We start from the raw sequence: 19,996 nt of genomic DNA, 5'->3' as shown, positions 1-19,996 counted from the left end.
TCAGTTGTCCTCCACGCGCGAGGTGGGGCCCGCCTTCTTGTGGGCCTCGTAAGCGGTGAGCAGCTCCCGGGAGAAGGCCCCCGCCAGCCGCGCGTAGCCTTCCGGTGTCAGGTGGACGCCGTCCGCGTGGCCCAGCGCGGGCTGCGCGCGCTGCCAGCGCAGCATGGCGCGCTCTCCACCCATGGCCGCGCGCGTCGACCAGTACGCGCACCCCGCGTCCTTCGCCACCTGCGGCAGCGTGTTCAGCACCGACGCCAGCGAGGGCGCCTCGCTCCACCGGCCGTTGGCGTCCTGCGTGAGCCGGTCCGTGGGGCCCATCACCAGGCACTCCGCGTTGGTGGCCTTGCGCAGCCGCGTCAGCATCGCGGTGTAGTCCCGGCGCAGCGCCGAGGCGTCCAGGCCAGGCCGGCCCGCCTCGTTGGTGCCGTACCAGAACACGAGCAGGTCCGGCCGCCTCGACGCCAACTGCGCGTCCACCGCCGCCGCGTCCATGGCCCCCAATGCCGAGGCCGTGGCACCGGGAAGGCCCAGCGCGTCGTACACGACGCCCGGCGTGTCGTACTCCAGGGACGCCCCCAGCACCGTGACGTTGCCGTCCTTCGGCGCCGTCACCTCCACGGTGTGCGAGGCCCCCGTGACGGGGAACGAGCGGATGCGCACGGTGGGCTCGGTCAACGGCTCCGGCGGAGGCGCGTCCGGCGGCAGCAGCTCGCCGTCTATCGTGATGTCCGGCGCGCGCACGTCCGGCACGTCCAGCGCGTACAAATCCAACCGGCCCGAGGTCTCCTTCGCCTCCGGGCAGTCCTTGCAGAACTGGATGCGCAGCTTCGCGCCCGGACTGCCCACGGCGCGGATGCCCGTCAGCCCCCACAGTTCTCCGGGGGGCGCGTCCTTGGCGGCGTCCTCGATGGTCCAGTCCCCCTCCAGCGCGCGCGTCACGCCCGCGGGCTCCAGGCGAGGGGAGGCCTTGCCGGCGGCGATGAAGCCCCGGCCCGCGGCGCCGAAGCGCTTCGTCAGCACCTCGCGCACCGCGTCCGTGAAGTAGTGCGACGCGGTGTGCGAACCGCCCAGCTGTGCGACGCCCACGCGAAGGGCCTCGCCCGCCTCGCGGCGCTTCAGCTTGTCGAACGTGCGCGCCAGCGCGGTGTCCGCGTTCTGCAGGCCGGTCGGGTCCACCACCGCCACCAGCGGCGCCCGGCTCTTCGCGAACGCACGCTGGAGGGACAGGTCGAAGAGGTGGCCCAGCAAATCCGAGCCCCGGGCGCGCGGGTGGACGAGGTCGTCCAGCATCAGCCCTTCCTCGAGCCAGCGGAGCGCGGAGCCCCCGCCGCCCATGGCGGCATAGGCGTCCCAGAACGCGCAGCCGGCCGCGCGGGCCTCCTCGCGGTAGATGTCGCCAATCTCCTGGGTGCCCCGGCGTGACACCACCTCGCCGCTCATGGTGCGCACGCCCGCGTCGATGGGGGCCATCAGCAGGCACGCGGCGTTCGGCACGTTGGTGCGCACGCGAGACATCAACTCCTTTATCTGTGCGCGCACCTCGTCCAGCGTGGTGCGGTCTCGTGAGTAGAAGAAGGCCTCGTTGCCGCCCACCATCATCACCACCAGGGACGGCTTGCGCTGGCGCAACTGCGCGCGGAAGGCGGCGGGCTGGGCGCGCAGGTACACCTCCGCCATTCCGCCCAGCAGGCCCACCGTGTCGTAGACGACGCCCGGCGTGCCCGACTCCAGCGTCATGCCGTGCAGCTCCACCTTGCCGGACGTGGTGAGCGTCAGCGACTTCGCGCCCTGCGGCAGTGTCACGCGGGCGAAGGCCGCCTCCGACTTGTTCTTGGAGAAGCCTCGCGTGTGGATGCGCTGGAGCGGCTTGCCGTCCACGGAGAACTGCACGGAGCCACTGGCGGGCTGCGCCAGGAAGAAGAGCTCCGCCACGCGCGAGCCCTCCACGTCATAACGCGTGCTCTGGGAGCCCTTCTCCGAGCTGAAGGCCACACCGGTCCAGCCCACCCGGTCACGGGGCCACTTGGAGTCCACCAGCCGTTCGATTTCCCAGCCGTCCGAGCCTCGGCCCGAGCGCGTCCAGCGACCTGCGCTGGCGGGGCGGGTGATGAAGAGGAAGCCCTTGCCGCCCGCGCCGAAGCGCTCCTGGAGCCGGTCGCGCACCAAATCAGTGATGTGGTCGGAGGCCACCAGCGAGTCGCCCAGGTGCACCACGCGCACCGGCGTGCGCCGGGCGTCCTCGCGCAGCTCGGCCAGGGCCCGGGTGTAGGGCGCCAGTCCGTCCTCCAGGCAGTTTCCGTCCGGCCCCGCCTTGCGGCAGTTCAGCTCGATGTCCACGTGCTGGGAGCCCATGCGCTCGCGCAGGGCCTCCAGGTCCTTCGCGCGGGCCAGGGTGGGGGCGCTCAGCTCCTCCAGGCCGATGCCCGGCGTGGTGGGCACGGCGGGCAGAGGCTCCGCCACCAGGGCACCGGCGTCGGCTGGCTCCTCCACCTCTTCCGTCTCTACCGGCGGGCGTTTGGCGGCGCCCGCACCCGCCGTCATCACTTCTCCGGGCGGACGCGTGGCGCGACCGCCCGACAGCGAGGTCGGTAGGACGAGCGCCACCAGCTTCTCGGGCAGGGGACCCTGCTGGAGACTCGGGAGGGGCCGGAGGGCGTCTGGGACCGGGGCAAGCGACAGCCCCAACGCCAGTGCGACGGTGAGGATGAGCGTCAGCCCGGTGGATCTGGCCTTGAGGAAGTCCAACAGCGCGGCATGAGACTGGCTTTTTGGTGGCGGGTCAAAACTCTCACCGCCCTTCTTGGCTTCGTCGTCTGGAGGGCGGGCAGGCGAGAGTCCCTCTTTCCCGGCGAGGCTGAAACGGTATGGTGCGCCGCCATGGCCACCGGCTTGGTCTGGGGCCTTCAGGAGTGCAACACCCGCAATGGCCCTCTACCCCGTCATCATGGCCGGAGGCTCCGGCACCCGTTTCTGGCCGCTGTCCCGTCAGGCGCGGCCCAAGCAGTTCCTGCCGCTGGCTTCCAAGCTGCCGCTCATCACCGACACGTCCGCGCGCCTCAAGGGGCTCGCCTCGGTGAAGGACACCTTCATCGTCTGTGGCCCCCTGCACGCGAAGGCCGCGGCGAAGCTGGTGAAGGGGCTGCCCAAGGCGAACCTCCTGGTGGAGCCGGTGGCGCGCAACACCGCGCCCGCCATCGCCCTGGCGGCGGTGCAGGTGGCCGCGCGCGACCCCAAGGGCGTCATGGTGGTGCTGCCCTCCGACCACCACGTGGCGGACGTGCCCGGCTTCAAGCGCACGCTCGCGGACGCGGCGGACCTGGCGGAGGCGGGGCACATCGTCACGCTGGGCATCAAGCCTTCGCGCCCGGAGACGGGCTACGGCTACATCCAGGTCGGCGAGGCGCTGGAGGGCGGTGGCCGCAAGGTGCAGGCTTTCAAGGAGAAGCCCGACCTGGAGACGGCGCGCGGCTACATGTCGTCCGGTGACTACCTGTGGAACGGCGGCATCTTCGTCTTCCGCGTGGACGTCATCCTGGAGGCCTTCGCGAAGCACATGCCGGAGATGCAGAAGGGCCTGGACGCCCTGCGCAAGGCCGCGGGCAAGCGGACCTTCGGCGCGGTGCTGAAGAAGGTGTTCCCCAAGCTGCCTTCCACCTCCATCGACTACGGCGTCATGGAGAAGGCCTCCAACATCGCGGTGCTGCCGGGTGACTTCGGCTGGTCGGATGTTGGCTCGTTCGCCGCGATTCCAGAGGTGCGCCCCGCCGACGCCAACGGCAACGTGGTGTCCGGCAACCTCGCGGTGGTGGTGGACTGCCACAACTGCGTGGTGCTGGCCGACAAGCGTCCGCTGTCCGTGGTGGGCCTCACCGACATGGTGGTGGTGGACTCCGGAGACGCGGTGCTCGTGGTGCCGAAGGACAAGAGCCAGGACGTGCGCAAGGTGGTGGAGGCGCTCAAGGCTCGCAAGCTGACGAAGTACCTGTAGGCGTCCAGGTGGGGCCGGGTGCGCTGGAGAAACGCCCGGTTCCCACCCTGGAAGAATTACCGGCCGCGAACCCCTGATTCACTGGTGACCTCGGTCAGTTGGGGGCTTGCTCTGTCGATGAGTGGACAAGGGGCCTCTGCACGCTCGTTGCAAGGCCCCCACCGCTTGCCCTGCTTCGGGGCGACAGAGGGTGGTGGGGTATGGCCTGCATGCGGTGTGACGTGGACCATCCGGCCGGGGCGTCTTGCCCGGCGGTGCATGACGGCGTCGCAGTGTCGGCGAGCTGCCTGGAGGGGCAGCGGCACGGGCCGCTCGTCTTCCGGCGCTGGTTGGGGGCGGGGGCGCTGGGCACGGTGTACCTGACGGAGTATCTCCCCACGGGGCACCGCTTCGCGGTGAAGGTTTTGCACCCGCACCTGGCGGCGCAGCCGGCCATGCAGCGCCGCTTTTACGCGGAGGCGCATGCTTTGCGCGAGCTGGTCCACCCGCACGTGGCCCGCGTGCTGGACGCACGCCCGGGGCCCGGCGGTCTGCCGTGCCTGCTGATGGAGTACGCCGACGGTGAGTCTTTCGCCCGTCTTCCCATGCCGCTGGCGCCCGTGGAGGCGGTGGAATTGCTGGGGCAGACGCTGGAGGCCGTGGAGGCCGCGCACGCGCGCGGGCTCATGCACTGGGACCTGTCCGCGGACAACCTCGTCCTCACGCGGGATGCGCGGGGGGAGCGCCGGGTGAAGGTGCTCGACTTTGGCGCCAGCGCCATCCTCAGCTCGAGCCTGTCGCCCGCGGAGCGGGCGCGCGGCATGGTGGTGGGCTCGCCGGCCTTCATCGCGCCCGAGCAGTGGTCCGGTGAGGCCGTGGACGGCCGCGCGGACGTGTATGCGCTGGGCGTGGTGGGCTACCTGCTGCTCACCGGGCGGCTGCCCTTCGGCATCGGCCGCGCGGGGGAGCTGGCGCCGCCGGAGCCGCATGTCCTCAACCCGTGCGTGCCGTCCGCGCTGTCCGCGGTGCTGCTGCGCGCCCTGGCGCCGCGGCCCGCCGAGCGCTTCCCGGATGCCCGTGCGTTCCGTGAGGAACTGGCGCGCTGCATGGACCCGCGTGCCCGCGCGGCGGAGCGCGAGGCGGCGCTGGTCGACGACGTGGAGCTGCTGGTGGACATCGACATCACGTTCGACGAGGACGCAGCGCCCGTGTCCCAGGCGCCCATCCTGTTGCTGCCGGAGATGCGCGTGCCAGAAGGCAACGTCACCATCTTCGGCCAGGCGATTCCGGAGGACGGTGCCACGCCGCTGCACCTGGCGCTGCGGGCGGCGGCCCATGCGGAGCCGGTGCTGGAGGCGCCGGCCCCGCGCGTCGCCGCGCCCGAGGGGTTGGACGTTCGCGTGAGTCTCGCGGAGGGCTGGACGCGGGTGGTGGCCAACGACGTGTCGGTGGATGGCTTCTTCGCCGCGTGGGATAGCGCGCTGCCGCCGCTGGCCGCGCGCCTGGGCGTGGAGCTGTCCTTCACGGGGCGCACCGTGACGTGCGAGGGCGACGTCGTCCGCCATGTCACGGGAGACGAGGCCCGGACCTGGGGCGTGGCCGCGGGCGCGTTCATCCACTTCGCCGAGCCCGCGCCGGCGCTGCGTCAGTGGGTGGCGTGGATGCTGGATGAGGGCCGCCGGCCGGAGCCGCGTCCCGATGGGGAGCTGGCGCGGCTGCTCGCTCGGGCCGCGGAGGCCGCGAAGGACCCGTATGTCCTGCTGGGCGCGCGGCCCGACGCCGACTTCGAGGAGATTCGCCGCCGGGCCAGCGCCGCCCTGCGCCGGCTGGAGGGCTTCCGCGTCCGTTCGCTGCCGTCCGGGCAGCGCCGCGCGCTGGAGTCCCTGCGGGGTCGGGTGGAGTCCGCCCGCTGCACCCTGGGCGAGCCGCTGAGCCGCGCCGGCTTCGACGCCGTTCGAGGCAACCTGCCCGGGCTGGCCCGCTGCGTGGAAGCAGGGCTGCCGGACGAGGAGGTGGAGCCCCTGCGCCACGCTTTCCTGTCGGCCCGGCCGGGCTCGGAGGCCCGGGCCCGGGCGCTCTTCACCCAAGGACACGCGCTGGAGGTGCAGCGGGCCCTGCGCGCCGCCCTCTCTCGCTATGCGAACGCGCTGGCGTTGGATCCGCTCAATGTGTCGTGGCTGCGGCACTACCAGGAACTGCGCCAGCGGGCACAGGGGCTGACGCCTTCCATGCCCCCCGTGCTTCACGAGGGGGCCATGGCCCCTGTGGCCCAGCTTCCGTAGCGCGGGGGCCTTTTCCGGCCCCTTGGCCCTCCAACGGGCCAGGGGCGCACTCTGGTCGGGTGCCCCCCTGGCCCGCGCTCGTGTAGAGTCCGCCGCCCTCTGCCATGCCCTCCGTCGTCACGGGGGCGGGGACATCTTCATGAACGCGCACATCTTCCGCGAATACGATATCCGAGGCCTGGTCGATAAGGACCTCACCACCGAGGTGGTGGAGCTGCTGGGCAAGGGCCTGGGCACCATCATCCGCCGCCAGGGCGGGCGCTCCATCGCGGTGGGCCGCGACTGCCGCGAGTCCTCCACCCGCTTCCGGGACTCGCTCTGCGAGGGCCTCACCTCCACGGGGCTCAACGTGTTCGACGTGGGCGTGGTCCCCACGCCGCTGACGTACTTCGCCGCCAACACCCTGCCGGTGGACGGCCTGGCGATGATTACCGGCAGCCACAACCCGCCCGAGTACAACGGCTTCAAGATTGGCGCGGGGAAGACGACCTTCCACAGCCACGAGATTCAAGCCCTGCGCAAGCTCATCGAGGCGCGGGACTTCGAGGTGTCGCCCAAGCCGGGCACGGTGACGCCGTACGACATCATCACGCCCTACAACCACTTCGTCCGCCAGACGGTGAAGGTGGGCCGCAAGGGGATGCGCATCGTCATCGACGCCGGCAACGGCACGGGCGGCGCCATCGCGGTGCCGCTGTTCGAGAGCATGGGCTTCGACGTGGTGCCCCTGTTCTGTGAGATGGACGCGACGTTCCCCAACCACCACCCGGACCCGACGGTGGTGGAGAACCTGGAGGACCTCATTGCGGCGGTGAAGCGCGAGAAGGCCGAGGTGGGCATCGCCTACGACGGCGACAGCGACCGCATCGGCGTCATCGACGACCAGGGCAACATCCTCTGGGGCGACCAGTTGATGGTGCTCTTCAGCCGCTACGTGCTGAAGGAGAGCCCGGGCGCGGCCATCGTCGGCGAAGTGAAGTGCAGCTACACGCTGTACGACGACATCGCGAAGCGCGGCGGCAAGCCCATCATGTGGAAGGCCGGCCATTCGCTCATCAAGTCGAAGATGAAGGAGACGCAGGCGGAGCTGGCCGGAGAGATGAGCGGCCACATCTTCTTCAAGAACCGCTACTTCGGCTTCGACGACGCCATCTACTCCACCGCGCGCCTGCTGGAGATTCTCACGCACGAGAAGGCGACCATGTCGGAGCTCCTGTCCGACGTGCCGAAGACGTACGCCAGCCCGGAGCTGCGCTTCGACACGAAGGAAGAGAAGAAGTTCGAGATGGTGAAGCGCGCCACGGAGACGCTGCGCGACGCGGGCCACGACATCATCGACGTGGACGGCGTGCGCGTGACGTTCCCCGACGGCTGGGGCCTCATCCGCGCCTCCAACACGCAGCCCATCCTGGTGTTGCGCTTCGAGGCCAACACGCCCGAGCGCCTCAAGGAAATCCAGGCCCTCATCGAGGGCACCGTGGAGAAGGTCAAGGTCGAGGTCGGGGGCTGACATGACGACGCCGCGCATCCTCGCCATCAGTGGGAGCCTCCGGACGGGGAGCTTCAACCGCCAGCTCCTGGCCATCGCCGTTGCCCACGCTCGCTCGCTGGGCGCGGAGGTGGATGTGGTGGACCTCAAGACGCTGGAGCTGCCCGTCTACGACGGCGACGTAGAGGCCAAGGTCCTGCCCGCTCCCGTGGAGGAACTGCGCGAGCGGCTGGGCAAGGCCCAGGGCCTGCTCATCGCCAGCCCGGAGTACAACTCCTCCATCCCGGGAGGCCTGAAGAACGCCATCGACTGGGTGTCCCGCCCGCCCGGCAGGCTCTTCCAGGAGAAGTGGGTGGCGATGATGGGCGCCACGCCCGGCGTCTTCGGCACCGCGCGCATGCAGCCGCACCTGCGGCAGGTGATGGCCTCCGTGGGGGCGCACGTGCTGCCCACGCAGGTGCATATGGCCCGTGTGTCGGATGCCTTCACCGCGGATGGGAAACTCAAGGACGAGGCACGCCAGAAGGAAGTGGAAGGGCTGGCGGCCGCGTTGGTTTCCAAGCTGAAGGCCTGAGAGAGGACACGCCATGCCAACGCTCGGAATCGACCTGGGGGGGACCTTTGCCCGCGCCGCCGTGGTGGACGAGGTTGGCAAGCTGATCGCCGCCTCGAAGGTGGCCCTGGTGGAGCGCAGTCCCTCGGGGGTCGTGGAGACCATTGCCCAGGCGGCATCGGACGCGGTGACGGCCGCCGGTGTGCCTCTGGGCGCGTGCGGTGTGGCGGCCGCCGGGCAGATTCACAAGGACTCGGGCGTGCTGTCGGTGGCTCCCAACCTGGGTTGGCGCAACGTGCCGCTGGGCGCGCTGCTCACGGTTCGGCTGGGCCAGCCGGTGCGCGTGGTGAATGACCTGGCCGCGGCGGCCTGGGGCGAACTCCACGCCGGCGCGGGTCGGGGCTCCCAGGACATGCTGGTGGTGTTCGTGGGCTCGGGCGTGGGGAGCGCCATCATCGCGGGCGGACGGCTCGTGGACGGCGGTGGCGGTGTGGCGGGCGAGCTGGGCCACATCAAGGTGGTTCCCGGAGGGCGCCGCTGCGGCTGTGGTGAGCTGGGGTGCCTGGAGGCCTACGCCGGTGGCCACAATCTCATCGCGCAGACGCGGGAGTTGCTCGCCAGCGGTGGTGCGCCGGAGGTGGCGCGGCTGACGGGCGGAGACCCGGCGCGCATCACCCCGGTGACATTGGAGCAGGCGGCGGAGGCGGGCGACGTGGCGGCCGGTGAAGTCTACGAGCGGGCGGCGCAGTTCCTGGCCCTGGCCGTGGCCAATCAGGTGACGATGCTCAACCCGGCGCGGTTGGTGCTGGGTGGCGGCGTGCTGCGCCACTGCCCGGGCCTGCGGCGCCGTGTGGAGGAGGGCGTGCGCGCCTGGTCCTCCACCACGTCGCGCGAGGGCCTGCTCATCGCGGATGCGGAGTTGGGAGACGACAGCGGTCTGATTGGCGCGGCGTTGCTGGTGAAGTAGTCCGCGCCCCTTTCCGGAGGAGGAGGCATTCCATGGCCGAGCACAAGGGCATCGTCACGTTCAAGGGGCAGCCGGTGACGTTGGTGGGCGACGAGGTGAAGGTGGGGGACGCCGCTCCGGACTTCACCGTCTTCAAGGGGCTCAACGACGCCGTGCGGCTGTCGGACGTGAAGGGCAGCGTGGTGGTGGTGAGCGTGGCGCCCAGCGTGGACACGCGGGTGTGCGCGGCGCAGCTTCGCGCGTTCAACAAGGAAGCCACGGCGCTGGGGCCGGACGTGAAGGTGTGGTTCGTCACGCTGGACCTGCCCTTCGCGCTGGGGCGCTTCATCGGCGCCGAGGGCATCCAGAACGTCACCACGCTGTCGGACTACAAGGACCGCGAGTTCGGTGAGAAGTACGGCGTGTACATGAAGGAGCTGGGGCTGCTCGCGCGCAGCACCTTCGTGGTGGACCGTGAGGGCAAGGTCGTGTTCCGGGAGATCGTCCCGGAGATGACGCACGAGCCGGACTACGACGGCGCGATGAAGGCGGTCCGCGCGGCGCTGTGACGGAGGTTCAGCCGCGCTCCGGTGGTTTCCAGCGCCGCAGCGCGGTCTGCTGCTCGTAGGGCTGGGGCGACGGGTAGGTGATGAACTCGATGATGGTGCCCCAGGGGGCCCGGGCGTAGCAGAAGGCGTTGCCCGGGCCTTTCTCCAGTGCCGGTAGTTCGTGGGGGCTCGAGAAGACCTCGCCCCCCGCCGCCTGGAAGCGCGCGAGCGCCGCGTCCATGTCATCCACGTAGACGGCCAGGTGCTGGATGCCCAGGTCGTTGGGGCGGGCCGGTGGGCGCTGCTCGGGGGCTGCGTATTCGAACAGCTCGAGGCTGGGCCCGTTGCCCAAGCGGAGCAGCCGCATCGCGCGGATGCTGGAGCCCGGGAGGAAGCGCAGGCGCCGCTGCAGGTCCGCGCCTTCCTGCGGGGGGTGGCCCTTCTTCAAGGTGTCGTAGAGCACTTCGGCGCCAAGGGCCTCGATGAAGAAGGCCGTTGCCGCTTCGAGGTCCGGCACCGTCACGCCGATGTGGTCGATACCGCGAACTCCTGCTCCTGGAGAGGCCGAAGGCATGGCGCGCACGCTCCTGAACGGGATGGAACGCCAGACTGCTGGGCTCCTCCACGGTGCGGCCAGGTGAAGTGTCCCGTCAATCTGACTGCCCCGCGGGACGGGCGTGTGTTTACTCGTTAGCGACTCTGTGACGCGCGTTGCCCAGGGGACCGGCGGCGACGCTTGCTCCCCGCGGCCCCTTCCGTGGCTTCCTCTTGGGTCTTCTTCTCCATTGTCAGACTCGCTTTCTAGCCGAACGAGCCTGTCCGACTCTTCAGGGGGCTACACCACGACGCTTGAACTCTTGGCAAATCAAAGCATAGCGGGGTGAACTGACGGTCGGTCCAGATGCGCCATTCTCGGCCTTCAGGGATACTGAAGTTAGCGCTTCATTTTCTGCCTTTGCAGCCCTGCAGTAGTCATCGCCTGCGGCTTGTAGGTTGCCCGCTCTTTCGTGTTTCTTCGCGCGCGCTACCCAGCAGGCCTTTGCGAGGGTGTCAGGATTCCTGGAAAGGAAGTCATCCAGGACCTCATGTGCCTTTTGCTTTGCTCCTACTCCCTGGAGGTACTCGTCTTGGGCTAAGACCTTTGCGCACGCGAGACTCTCATTGAGTTGTGGGGGCTCGTCATGAATCTGAAGCTCGGTGCCATCCCACGCGGTTCCGTGCCAGCTTTCGGCAGAGGTTCCGATGCTTGAGTTGAGGTGAACGCGAACGATGTAGGTCGCCGGAGTGAGCGTTGCGGTCTCCGCCGCCGGTAGTCCAAAACGAGCGATGGGTACGGCGTCATCGCCTGGATGGAGCGAGACTTCTTTTGGGGCGGCACCAAGTTGCTTCAATGGCAGCGTGATCGTCTCTTGTCGACCGGAGTCCTTGTTGAAGCGAACCTTTTCGAAACGGAACAGTCGTCCCAGGTCTCCGCCTTGCGATCGGATAACGAGATTTTTGGCGCTTCCTGTCGCAGGATCTTTCCTCCGATTGGCATGACGAAGTCCGACGGTGACGACAAGCGGCCAGCCTCGATACAGCCTGGCAGGAGACACTTCAATAAGGATGGCGGGACGGGCCTCGCTCTTCTCCCCATTTAATGCAGGGAGAGTGGAGGGAGTCTGCGCATTGCTGGAAGATCCCAGAAGCAAGGTCACAACAAAAAACGCTCGTAGTGTAGTCATGGTGAATTCCGTATGGGATGCGCATGGAGATCATTGATGCAGATGCGATGACTGCTGGCTCCTCGGGTCGGAGCCGCATTTCCGTGACGCGACGGTCGTTGATCTTCATTGGAATAGAAGCCTCCATGTGTGTTGAAATCCTTGCCGACTCCGTCAGCGCAAAGAGATGTCCCCCTGGGCTCAGAATCGAAGATATAGCGTCGGTCAGGCTTGCTTACCCAGGGGACGGCGGACAAAGACTTCTTCGCGCCGATGCACATTGCTCATCTCGAGCAGCATTGCCCTGGTGTCTTAAAGTTTCTCGGGTTTCCCCCTGGCTGGAGATTCTTGTTCGCGGGGGATTACTTGGATGTGTGGTTCGACCCGTCGCTGGTGGATCCGTCGGACGTTGGATGAGGTGCTGGCCGCATGAGAAACCCCGTCCAGGTGCATCGCGGCACCGGGACGGGGCGGGGTGTGGGTGAAGCAGGCCGCGGAGCGACTACAGCGTGGGCGTTCCGACGCGGTTGCTGCAGTTCGCGCTGGAGCCGCAGGTGGTGCCGACGCTGGTGTACCAGGCCGTCTTGCGCGTGCCGTACTGGCGGTTGTCCGCGTGGACGTGCGCGCCCGTGGAGTTGCCCGTGGAGCCCACAAGGCCCAGCGCGCAGCGGTCGCACGTCTTGGAGCCCGACGAGACGTTGGAGTTCAGGTGGAGCTGGCGGAAGTCCCAGCCGCTGCCACCCGTGACGACGTAGTAGTTGCCCGCGCCGCCGTTGCAGGTCGTGCCGCCGCTGCAGTTGTTCGCACAGCCGCCGTAGTAGGCGTAGTAGCGGCTGACGTTGATCATCCCGCGGTGGTTCCACTCGCTGCAGGTGCCGTTGCTCATGTCGAGCGCGTTGTGGCTGCTGCCCGAGCACGAGTAGTACGTCGTGGAACCCACGCGCGCGGCAGCGTCGCAGATGGGACCCACGGCCGTGGCGGCCGTGACAGAGGTGGCCCAGCCCGCGGCGGCGAGCACCAGGCCCGCCATGGTCAGCTTCATCGTCTTCATCAAGAGACTCCCTCGTTGGTGTAGCGCTGCGTACTGCGGTGAAGCAGGGGTCACCTCCGGCGGCGCTGCTTCTCGCGCAGCACCAGCTCCCACTCCTGGAGGTTGAGCTTCAGGACGGACACCCAGGCGTCGATTTCCGCGTCCATGGCGCGGTCCACGCCGCGCAAGGACTCCAGCACGGGCACCGCGTGCGCCTGCCCCAGCCGGGCAATCCCCTGGAGCGCCGCCTTGCGCACCGCCGGGTCCTTGTCTTCGCGGAACAGGTCCACCAGAGAGCCCCGCGCGCCCGCGGACGCGCCGCTGGGCACGCCGCCCAGCGCCGTGGCCGCCGCCGCGCGCAGCTCTGGGTTCTCCGAGCGCAGTTGACGCGTCACCTGCTCCACCGCCTCGTGGCCCACGGCCTCCATGGAGACCTCGCGCAGCAGCTTCGCCGCCACCGCCGGGTCTTCCGATGCCGCCGCCACTGACACCGCCGCTTCCGACACCCGGCGGTCATGGCCGCTGTAGACGTCCGCGCTCTCGGAGACGATGTTGTCCGCCACCGCCGCGCGCACCTCGGGGGATGCGTCGCGAACCAGCTGCTCGTACGTCACCACGCCGCCGTTCTTCTCCATGAACTCGACGGAGGGCACGCCGCGCAGGCCCCGCACCGCCGCCGCGCGCAGCGCCGGGTCCGCATCCCCGGTGGCCCGGGCGAGCAGCGGCTGGATGAGGCCCGGGTTCTCCGCGTTGCTCGCCTTGGTGGCCAGGGCCGCGCCCAGGGCCTCCAGCACCTCCGGGGCCCGCTCACCTTGCAGCGCCGCCAGCAGGGACTCCGCGGGCATGGCGAGCGCGGCTTCCTTCAGCCGCATCTTCACGTAGCGCTTCAGCGCGGGGGAGCCGTTCTTCATCGCCACGCGCACGTCATCCAGCATGCCCTGCACCGTGCATTGCGCGGGGCGGAGCGTCGCCTCGGCGCGCGCCGTCACGGGCATCAGGGATGAAAGGGCCACCAGGAGCGCCGCGCGCCCCATTCGCTTCATCGACAGGGGGGACATCAGTGCGGCGCTCCTTCTTCGACCAGGCAGTTGTGGTGCTCGCGCTTGCCCAGCCAGATGCGGGCGAAGTCCACCGTGCCCGACGCATAGAGGGCTTGGAACTCCAGGTAGTCCTGCGTGAAGCGCGGGTCCTTCGCGGCGAACTGCTCCAGCATCGGCAGCGCCTTGTCGCCGCCCGCGCGCACGGCGAAGCGGAAGATGGCCCAGCGCACGCAGAGGTCATGCTCGGCCAGGAAGGCGGCGCGGAGGATCTCCATCGCCTTCTCCGGCTCGCTGGTGACGCCCAGTCGGAAGGCCGCCATCTCCCGCACGTCCCGCTCGCGGTCGCTGGAGAGGATGCGCTTGAGCGAGTCGAAGGACTCCGCGCCGATGACGGGGTTCGAATACGACGGCATCTCCAGCGCGAGCAGCCGCACGGCCATGTCGTCGGACGTGCCGCCGATGTCCAGGAGCTCCTTCCAGTAGGGCGCGAAGGTGCCGGTGCGCTCGTAGTCCTCCTTCATCACCCGGCCCAGCGTGCGCGTGGCCACCCACGCGGTGGAGTCCAGCGTCTCGTTCAGCGCCAGCGTCTTGAGCCGCTGGATGTCTCCGGGCGTCAGCTTCCGCTGTGTCTCCAGCGCATCCAGCGCGGCGGAGCGAGTCTGCAAGGGCGCGCCCGGGTCCTCGCCCATCTTCAGCAGGCTCTGCGCCACCTGCGGCGCGTGCACCGCGGGCGCGGCCTTCAGCGCGTCCATGTAGATGCTCAGCTCCGGTCCACTGGCGCTCTTGGCCCATTCCAGCACCTGGAGCGCGCGGGTCGCGTCGTTGCCCACCAGCTCCGTCAGCCGCTCCTGGAGGTACGCCGCCAGGTACCGGTCGCCGTTGCCGACGGCCGTCGTCAGCGCCTGCCGGAACGAGTCCATGGACACCGAGGCGTCGAAGGCATGTAGGCCGTCCCAGCACCCAGGCATGGGGATCTGCTCCACCGCGGGCTCGGGCTCTGAGGGCGTGGCGCCTGGGGTGCCGACACCGGGCGGGCCGCGAGGCCCGGAGGCCGCCGAGGGGGAGGGCTCGGCCAATACGGGCTCGCCGGGAAGAGAGGGGTCGGTCCGTGGCCACAGCAACGCCACGGCCGCCGCAACCAGCAAGACGCCTGCGGCCACGGTCCAACGAAGGTTTCTGGAAGTCATCAGGGGAGGGGGTGAATCGGTGAATCCTGCGAATTCTTGGATACTTTGAATTTAAGGGCCTTGGCAATGGGGACACCCAGAACTCAGCCTGCGCGTCGCGTCATCGCTTCAAGGGAGACAGAAATGTCCACGGCACGCACGGTTCGAATGGGTGTCATTGGCGCGGGCTTCGCGCGCACCACGCAAATCCCCGCGCTGCGCGCATTGCCGGGCGTGGAGGTGGTGAGCCTGGCCAGTGCGCGGCGCGAGAAGGTGGAGGAGGCAGGCCGGCAGTTGGGCGTGCCGCATGTGACGACGGACTGGCGTGAGGTGGTGTCACGGCCGGATGTGACGTGCGTGTGCATCTCTACGCCGCCCGCGTTGCACCGGGACATCACCCTGGCCGCGCTGGAGGCGGGCAAGGCGGTGCTGTGTGAGAAGCCCACCGCGTTGGATGCGAGGGAAGCGGAGGCCATGTGGCACGCGGCCCGTGAGCGGCGTGTCCTGGCGCTGCTGGACCATGAGCTGCGCTTCCTGCCCGCGCGGCAGAGGATGCGAGCCCTGCTGCGTTCTGGTGAGCTGGGCGCGGTGCGCGGCGCGCGTGTCTTCTATCGCAACGACAACCGCGCCTCGCCGGAGCGGCCGTGGGACTGGTGGTCGGACGCGTCGCAAGGAGGCGGCCTCCTGGGCGCCATCGGTTCGCACGCGGTGGACACGCTGCGCTTCATGCTGGGCGCCGAGCCCGACGAGGTGCTGGGCGAGCTGGCCACGCACACGTCCGAGCGGCCAGATGCGCTCACGGGACAGTCTCGCCCGGTGACGAGCGACGACGAGGCGCGGCTGCTGCTCCGCTTCGGTGCGACGACAGCCGCTATCGAGATGTCGATGGTGTCCCCCGGCAAGCCCGTGCACGGCGTCGAGGTGTCCTGCGCGCGCGGGGGCCTGCGCGTGGAGGGCCGCGAGCTGTGGCACTCCACGGTGGGGGCACGTGCCTGGGAGCGGGTGGCGCTTCCCGAGGAACCGCCGCTTCCACCCGGCCTGCCAGACAACGAGTGGGCGCACGGCTTCCTGCTGCTGGCCCGCGCATTCACCCAGGCTCTGCGCGAAGGCCGCGCCTCGGTGGAGGACGCGGCCACGCTGGAGGACGGCTGGCGTAACCAACGGGTGTTGGATGCGGCCCGGCGCTCACATGCGGAGCGCCAGTGGATTCGCCTGTCCTCCGAGCCGTAAGTGCTCCCCTCCCATCCCGGAGGACACGGCGGGTGAAGCCTCCATTGCTTCACAATCACTTGCACCTCCCGGATCCATTGTCCGTTGCGGAGTGATTGCAGTCGCAGTGTCAATGGCAGGCGTCCTCGGGGTGCGGAGAGCCGTGGGGGATTCAACCCGGGGCCGGCTTCACGGGCGCCTTTCTTTCCCTCTCGGTCCGGAACAATGGCCCTGGAGGGCCGTGTGATGTCCACCCGCCCACTGCCCAGGTGGAGATGCGCGCGACCGTTGCCAGATTGCATCGGAAGGAGCCACCGGATGAAAGACCCGCCCGCCGCACCCGAACGACCGGATGCACCAGCGCCCGCCAGACCGTCTGCTGGCACGAAGCCCCCGTGGCACGCGCTGCCACCGGACCAGGTGCTGACGTCGCTCGGGAGCACGGCCGAAGGGCTGACGGACGAGGAAGCGCGTGAGCGCCTGTCGCGCCATGGGCCCAACGTGCTGGAGCGCGCCCAGGGGGACGGCCCGCTGAAGCTGCTGTGGCGGCAGGTGAACAGCCCCTTCATCTGGGTGCTCATCGCCTCCGCGGTGCTGGCCGTCATCATGGGGAAGGTGACGGACGGGCTGGTGGTGGCCGCGGTGGTGGTGCTCAACACGCTCATCGGCTTCGTGCAGGAGTACCGCGCGGGGAAGGCCATTGAGTCGCTCAGCCGCATGGTGCCGGAGAACGCCACGGTGATTCGCGCGGGCCGCAAGCTGCGGGTCCCCGCGGCGCAGGGCGTGCCGGGCGACGTCATGGAGCTGGCGCCGGGTGACAAGGTGCCCGCGGACATGCGGCTGCTCTCCGCGCGCAACCTCACGGTGGAGGAGGCCGCGCTCACGGGCGAGTCCGTGCCCGCGCAGAAGGCCGTGGCGCCCGTGCCGGAGGACGCGGAGCTGGGAGACCGGGCCAGCCTGCTCTTCGGTGGCACCCTGGTGACGTCCGGCTCCGCCACCGCGGTGGTGGTGGCCACCGGGCAGGCCACCGAGCTGGGCCGCATCTCCACGCTGCTCCGCGAGGCTACCGACCTCCAGACACCGCTCACCAAGGCGCTGGCCGTCATCGGCAAGTACATCACCCTGGGCATCCTGGTGATCTCCGCCGCGCTGCTGGTGGTGGGGCTGGTGCGTGGCTACGCGGTGAGCGAGGCCGTCGTGGTGTCGATTACGCTGGCCGTCGCCGCCATTCCAGAAGGACTGCCCGCCATCGTCACCATCGCCCTGGCCATTGGCGTGCAACGCATGGCCGCCCGGCGTGCCGTCATCCGCAAACTGCCCGCGGTGGAGACGCTGGGCAGCACCACTGTCATCTGCACGGACAAGACGGGCACGCTCACCCGCAACGAGATGACGGTGCAGGCCCTGTGGACGGCCCATGGCCGCTACGCGCTCAGCGGCGTGGGCTACTCCCCCAAGGGGGCGCTGACACGGGGGGGCCAGCCGTTGGTGGCGCCGCCGCTGGACGTGTGTGAGCTGCTGCTGGCGGGCGCGCTGTGCAACGACGCCGCGCTCCAGCCCCGCGATGGACAGTGGGACATGACGGGCGATCCCACCGAGGCCGCGCTGCTGGTGGCGGCGGAGAAGGCGGGCATGCACGTGGACGACGCCCGGCAAGCGCACCCGCGCGTGGATGCCATCCCCTTCGAGTCGGAGAACCAGTTCATGGCCACCCTGCACGACGACGGGATGGGCGGCCGCCGCATCCTGCTCAAGGGCGCGCCGGAAGTCGTCCTGCGCCGCTGCATCCTGGAGGAGGGCTGCTCGTCCAGCTTGGTGCTGACGGAAGTGGACGGCCTGGCGCGGCAGGGCATGCGGGTGCTCGCGGTGGCACAGCGGGAGGTATCGGTGTCACACGCCGCGCTGCGCATGGAGGACGTCGAGGGTGGCCTGCGGTTGCTGGGCCTGGAGGGGATGATTGACCCGCCTCGGGAAGAGGCCATGGCCGCGGTGCGTGCCTGCCACGAGGCGGGAATCACCGTGAAGATGATTACCGGTGACCACCCCTCCACGGCGGCGGCCATCGGCGCGCAGTTGGGGCTGCTGAAGCCGGGGGAGGAGGGCATCCCCGGCGCGCGGCTGGCCGCCACGGATGACGTGGCGCTGGAGGAGGTGGCCCTGCGCTCCAACGTCTTCGCGCGGGTGGCGCCCGAGCACAAGCTTCGGCTGGTTCGCGCGCTCCAGCGCCGGCAGCACGTGGTGGCCATGACGGGAGACGGCGTCAATGACGCGCCCGCGCTCAAGCAGGCCAACATCGGCGTGGCCATGGGCATTACCGGCACGGCGGTGGCGAAGGATGCGGCGGACATCGTGCTGACGGATGACAACTTCGCCTCCATCGTCGCGGCGGTGGAGGAGGGGCGGCGCGTCTACGACAACCTCATCAAGTCGCTGGCCTTCGTACTGCCCACCAACCTGGGGCTGGCGCTCATCCTGCTGTTCGGCGTGTCCCTCTTCCCCATCCAGGAGGTGGATGGACGGCTGGTGCCGCTGATGGCCATGCTGCCCACGCAGCTGCTCTGGATAAACCTGGTGGCCACGGTGTCACTGGCGCTGCCGCTGGCCTTCGAGGCCCGGGAGCCGGACGTCATGCGCAGGGCACCCAGGGACCCCGGGGCGCCGGTGCTCAACCGCTTCGTGGTGATGCGCACCGGACTGGTGGCGTTGCTGATGGCCGCGGGCGCCATCGGCCTCTTCCTGTGGGAGTACCTCCGGGACATTCCTCGCACGGGACACGCGCACGCGCTGGCCGAGGCCCAGACGATGGCGGTGAACACTGTCATCAGCTTCCAGATGTTCTACCTGTTCATGTGCCGCAGCCTCATGGGCTCGGTGCGCAAGGTGGGCCTCTTCAGCAACCGCTCGGTGTTCGTGGGCATGGGCCTGCTGGTGCTGCTCCAGGTGGCCTTCATGTACCTGCCCTTCATGCAGCGCGTGTTCGGCACCGCGCCCCTGGGCTTGGAGGACGTGGGCCTGTCCATCCTGGTGGGCGCGGTCGTGCTGCCGGTGGTGGGGCTGGAGAAGTGGCTGCGGCAGCGCAAGGACGACACGGACGCTTCATCAGGACGCGGCGCCGCGCGGCCGCGCGAGCGTGTGCCCACGTGAGGCGGCTCAGGGCCGCGCGGGCCGGGCGGCGGCGTCCGGCAGCGTCCAGTCCCGTGCCATGAAGGCGATGCGGCACTGGTCCAGCCGGGGGCCGCAGGCGCGGTCCAGGTCACTGCGGGTGTCGCAGCCCGGGCGCTCCTCGCAGGTGTCCGGCAGGAAGGCCCAGACGAACTGGAGCACGTTGCCGCCGCGGCCCTCGGGCAGCGCGGCGAGGAAGTCCTCGCTGTACTCCTCGAAGAGCGACGTCAGGTAGACGGTGTCCCGCTCCAGCCGCACGTTGCGCCGGTCGCCCACGAAGCGGCGTCCGGCCTCGTTGAGCTGCGAGTCCAGGAACTCCGGCTGGAAGTGCGAGCCGTCCAGCCGGGGGCCCCCGCGCGCGGCCTGGAAGAGCGCCAGGTGGATGCGCGGGTCGGCGAACTCGCGGCGCAGCACGCGGTTGTGCAGCGCCCACAGCGTCAGCCGCTCACCGCCCACCGTCCAGGAGCGGCCCCAGAAGAAGCGTCCCAGCATGGGCTGTTGCACGGTTTCGAGGTACGGGTAGCCGTCCACCACCTGCTGGAGCACGAGCGCGTTGTAGGCGTTGAGCCAGTAGGCCAGCGCGTCCTCCGGCGTGGGAAAGACGTCCGGGCGGTTGTGGGGGGAGAACGACGCCAGCGAGTCGACGAAGCCGTCCAGCGTCTTGCGCTCGCGCCCCACCGAGGCGAAGTCCACGTCCCCGTCCGGGCGCACGTGCCGCAGCACCTTCTCGTAGTCGTGGTAGCTGAACGGGGTGGCGGGGGAGGGCACGCGCGCGGGCAAGAGGCCCTGCACATGAAGCGCGCCTCCCGCGCCCAGCAACGCGGCCACTGCGAGCAGCACGGCGAAGACGTGGGGACCTGTCTCTTATACAATCTCCGAGCCCACGAGACTACGCTGCATC

General features: G+C 69.6%; 15 protein-coding genes. 8 read left to right on the top strand and 7 right to left on the bottom strand.

Going from position 1 to position 19,996, the window contains the following annotated elements:
- Nucleotides 1-2,745 carry a GDSL-type esterase/lipase family protein gene (locus F8M74_RS31425; protein WP_141256688.1) on the bottom strand — a complete coding sequence of 915 codons (2,745 nt, stop codon included), beginning with the start codon at nucleotides 2,743-2,745 and terminating at the stop codon, nucleotides 1-3.
- A 178-nt stretch (nucleotides 2,746-2,923) separates the two neighbouring features.
- Between F8M74_RS31425 and F8M74_RS31420 the strand changes: the two genes are divergently transcribed.
- From F8M74_RS31420 to tpx, 6 genes are all read left to right on the top strand, one after another.
- Nucleotides 2,924-3,988, top strand: coding sequence for a mannose-1-phosphate guanylyltransferase (locus tag F8M74_RS31420; RefSeq protein WP_141256689.1), 1,065 nt, complete (start codon nucleotides 2,924-2,926; stop codon nucleotides 3,986-3,988).
- Nucleotides 3,989-4,188: 200 nt separating this feature from the next.
- Nucleotides 4,189-6,249 carry a serine/threonine-protein kinase gene (locus F8M74_RS31415; RefSeq protein ID WP_141256690.1) on the top strand — a complete coding sequence of 687 codons (2,061 nt, stop codon included), beginning with the start codon at nucleotides 4,189-4,191 and terminating at the stop codon, nucleotides 6,247-6,249.
- A gap of 139 nt (nucleotides 6,250-6,388) precedes the next feature.
- On the top strand, nucleotides 6,389-7,759 hold the full coding sequence (locus tag F8M74_RS31410; protein ID WP_141256691.1) for a phosphomannomutase/phosphoglucomutase: 1,371 nt from the start codon (nucleotides 6,389-6,391) through the stop codon (nucleotides 7,757-7,759).
- A gap of 1 nt (nucleotide 7,760) precedes the next feature.
- The gene (locus tag F8M74_RS31405; protein ID WP_141256692.1) at nucleotides 7,761-8,312 is read left to right on the top strand and encodes an NADPH-dependent FMN reductase; all 552 of its coding nucleotides are present in this window, start codon (nucleotides 7,761-7,763) and stop codon (nucleotides 8,310-8,312) included.
- A 13-nt stretch (nucleotides 8,313-8,325) separates the two neighbouring features.
- Nucleotides 8,326-9,258, top strand: a complete 933-nt coding sequence (locus F8M74_RS31400) for an ROK family protein (protein WP_141256693.1) — start codon at nucleotides 8,326-8,328, stop codon at nucleotides 9,256-9,258.
- Nucleotides 9,259-9,290: 32 nt separating this feature from the next.
- Nucleotides 9,291-9,806 carry a thiol peroxidase gene (gene tpx / locus F8M74_RS31395; RefSeq protein ID WP_011556427.1) on the top strand — a complete coding sequence of 172 codons (516 nt, stop codon included), beginning with the start codon at nucleotides 9,291-9,293 and terminating at the stop codon, nucleotides 9,804-9,806.
- A gap of 7 nt (nucleotides 9,807-9,813) precedes the next feature.
- Here tpx and F8M74_RS31390 read toward each other — a convergent pair whose 3' ends face one another.
- The 5 genes from F8M74_RS31390 to F8M74_RS31370 form a co-directional block, all read right to left on the bottom strand.
- Nucleotides 9,814-10,359 (bottom strand): VOC family protein, encoded by a 546-nt coding sequence (locus F8M74_RS31390; protein WP_171410406.1) that lies wholly within the window; start codon nucleotides 10,357-10,359, stop codon nucleotides 9,814-9,816.
- Between the two features lie 253 nt (nucleotides 10,360-10,612).
- Nucleotides 10,613-11,509 carry a hypothetical protein gene (locus tag F8M74_RS31385; protein WP_141256695.1) on the bottom strand — a complete coding sequence of 299 codons (897 nt, stop codon included), beginning with the start codon at nucleotides 11,507-11,509 and terminating at the stop codon, nucleotides 10,613-10,615.
- 481 nt (nucleotides 11,510-11,990) lie between these two features.
- Entirely contained in the window at nucleotides 11,991-12,539 is a 549-nt protein-coding gene (locus tag F8M74_RS31380; protein ID WP_171410405.1) for a peptidase M23, read from the bottom strand.
- Between the two features lie 50 nt (nucleotides 12,540-12,589).
- Nucleotides 12,590-13,576, bottom strand: coding sequence for a HEAT repeat domain-containing protein (locus tag F8M74_RS31375; protein WP_141256697.1), 987 nt, complete (start codon nucleotides 13,574-13,576; stop codon nucleotides 12,590-12,592).
- The gene (locus tag F8M74_RS31370; RefSeq protein ID WP_228560092.1) at nucleotides 13,576-14,526 is read right to left on the bottom strand and encodes a HEAT repeat domain-containing protein; all 951 of its coding nucleotides are present in this window, start codon (nucleotides 14,524-14,526) and stop codon (nucleotides 13,576-13,578) included. The genes F8M74_RS31375 and F8M74_RS31370 overlap by 1 nt, the downstream gene beginning before the upstream one ends.
- Nucleotides 14,527-14,868: 342 nt before the next feature.
- Between F8M74_RS31370 and F8M74_RS31365 the strand changes: the two genes are divergently transcribed.
- Both F8M74_RS31365 and F8M74_RS31360 read left to right on the top strand, forming a co-directional pair.
- On the top strand, nucleotides 14,869-15,954 hold the full coding sequence (locus F8M74_RS31365; RefSeq protein ID WP_141256699.1) for a Gfo/Idh/MocA family protein: 1,086 nt from the start codon (nucleotides 14,869-14,871) through the stop codon (nucleotides 15,952-15,954).
- Between the two features lie 297 nt (nucleotides 15,955-16,251).
- The gene (locus F8M74_RS31360; RefSeq protein WP_141256700.1) at nucleotides 16,252-19,077 is read left to right on the top strand and encodes an HAD-IC family P-type ATPase; all 2,826 of its coding nucleotides are present in this window, start codon (nucleotides 16,252-16,254) and stop codon (nucleotides 19,075-19,077) included.
- A gap of 6 nt (nucleotides 19,078-19,083) precedes the next feature.
- Here the strand turns inward: F8M74_RS31360 and F8M74_RS31355 are convergent, their stop codons facing one another.
- A complete protein-coding gene (locus tag F8M74_RS31355; RefSeq protein ID WP_240462313.1) occupies nucleotides 19,084-19,887 on the bottom strand; it encodes a DUF547 domain-containing protein in 804 nt (267 codons plus the stop codon).
- Between the last annotated feature and the right edge of the window lie 109 nt (nucleotides 19,888-19,996).

It is taken from the genome of Myxococcus sp. CA023 (assembly GCF_010998615.1).
Classification (GTDB): Bacteria; Myxococcota; Myxococcia; order Myxococcales; family Myxococcaceae; genus Myxococcus.
This window is presented reverse-complemented; position numbering and strand designations above follow the sequence as displayed.

Coding starts and splice junctions, on each gene's coding strand:
- F8M74_RS31420 (WP_141256689.1), top strand. CDS start 2,924: ATGGCCCTCTACCCCGTCATCATGGCCGGAGGCTCCGGCACCCGTTTC.
- F8M74_RS31415 (WP_141256690.1), top strand. CDS start 4,189: ATGGCCTGCATGCGGTGTGACGTGGACCATCCGGCCGGGGCGTCTTGC.
- F8M74_RS31410 (WP_141256691.1), top strand. CDS start 6,389: ATGAACGCGCACATCTTCCGCGAATACGATATCCGAGGCCTGGTCGAT.
- F8M74_RS31405 (WP_141256692.1), top strand. CDS start 7,761: ATGACGACGCCGCGCATCCTCGCCATCAGTGGGAGCCTCCGGACGGGG.
- F8M74_RS31400 (WP_141256693.1), top strand. CDS start 8,326: ATGCCAACGCTCGGAATCGACCTGGGGGGGACCTTTGCCCGCGCCGCC.
- tpx (WP_011556427.1), top strand. CDS start 9,291: ATGGCCGAGCACAAGGGCATCGTCACGTTCAAGGGGCAGCCGGTGACG.
- F8M74_RS31390 (WP_171410406.1), bottom strand. CDS start 10,359: ATGCCTTCGGCCTCTCCAGGAGCAGGAGTTCGCGGTATCGACCACATC.
- F8M74_RS31385 (WP_141256695.1), bottom strand. CDS start 11,509: ATGACTACACTACGAGCGTTTTTTGTTGTGACCTTGCTTCTGGGATCT.
- F8M74_RS31380 (WP_171410405.1), bottom strand. CDS start 12,539: ATGAAGACGATGAAGCTGACCATGGCGGGCCTGGTGCTCGCCGCCGCG.
- F8M74_RS31375 (WP_141256697.1), bottom strand. CDS start 13,576: ATGTCCCCCCTGTCGATGAAGCGAATGGGGCGCGCGGCGCTCCTGGTG.
- F8M74_RS31370 (WP_228560092.1), bottom strand. CDS start 14,526: ATGCCTGGGTGCTGGGACGGCCTACATGCCTTCGACGCCTCGGTGTCC.
- F8M74_RS31365 (WP_141256699.1), top strand. CDS start 14,869: ATGTCCACGGCACGCACGGTTCGAATGGGTGTCATTGGCGCGGGCTTC.
- F8M74_RS31360 (WP_141256700.1), top strand. CDS start 16,252: ATGAAAGACCCGCCCGCCGCACCCGAACGACCGGATGCACCAGCGCCC.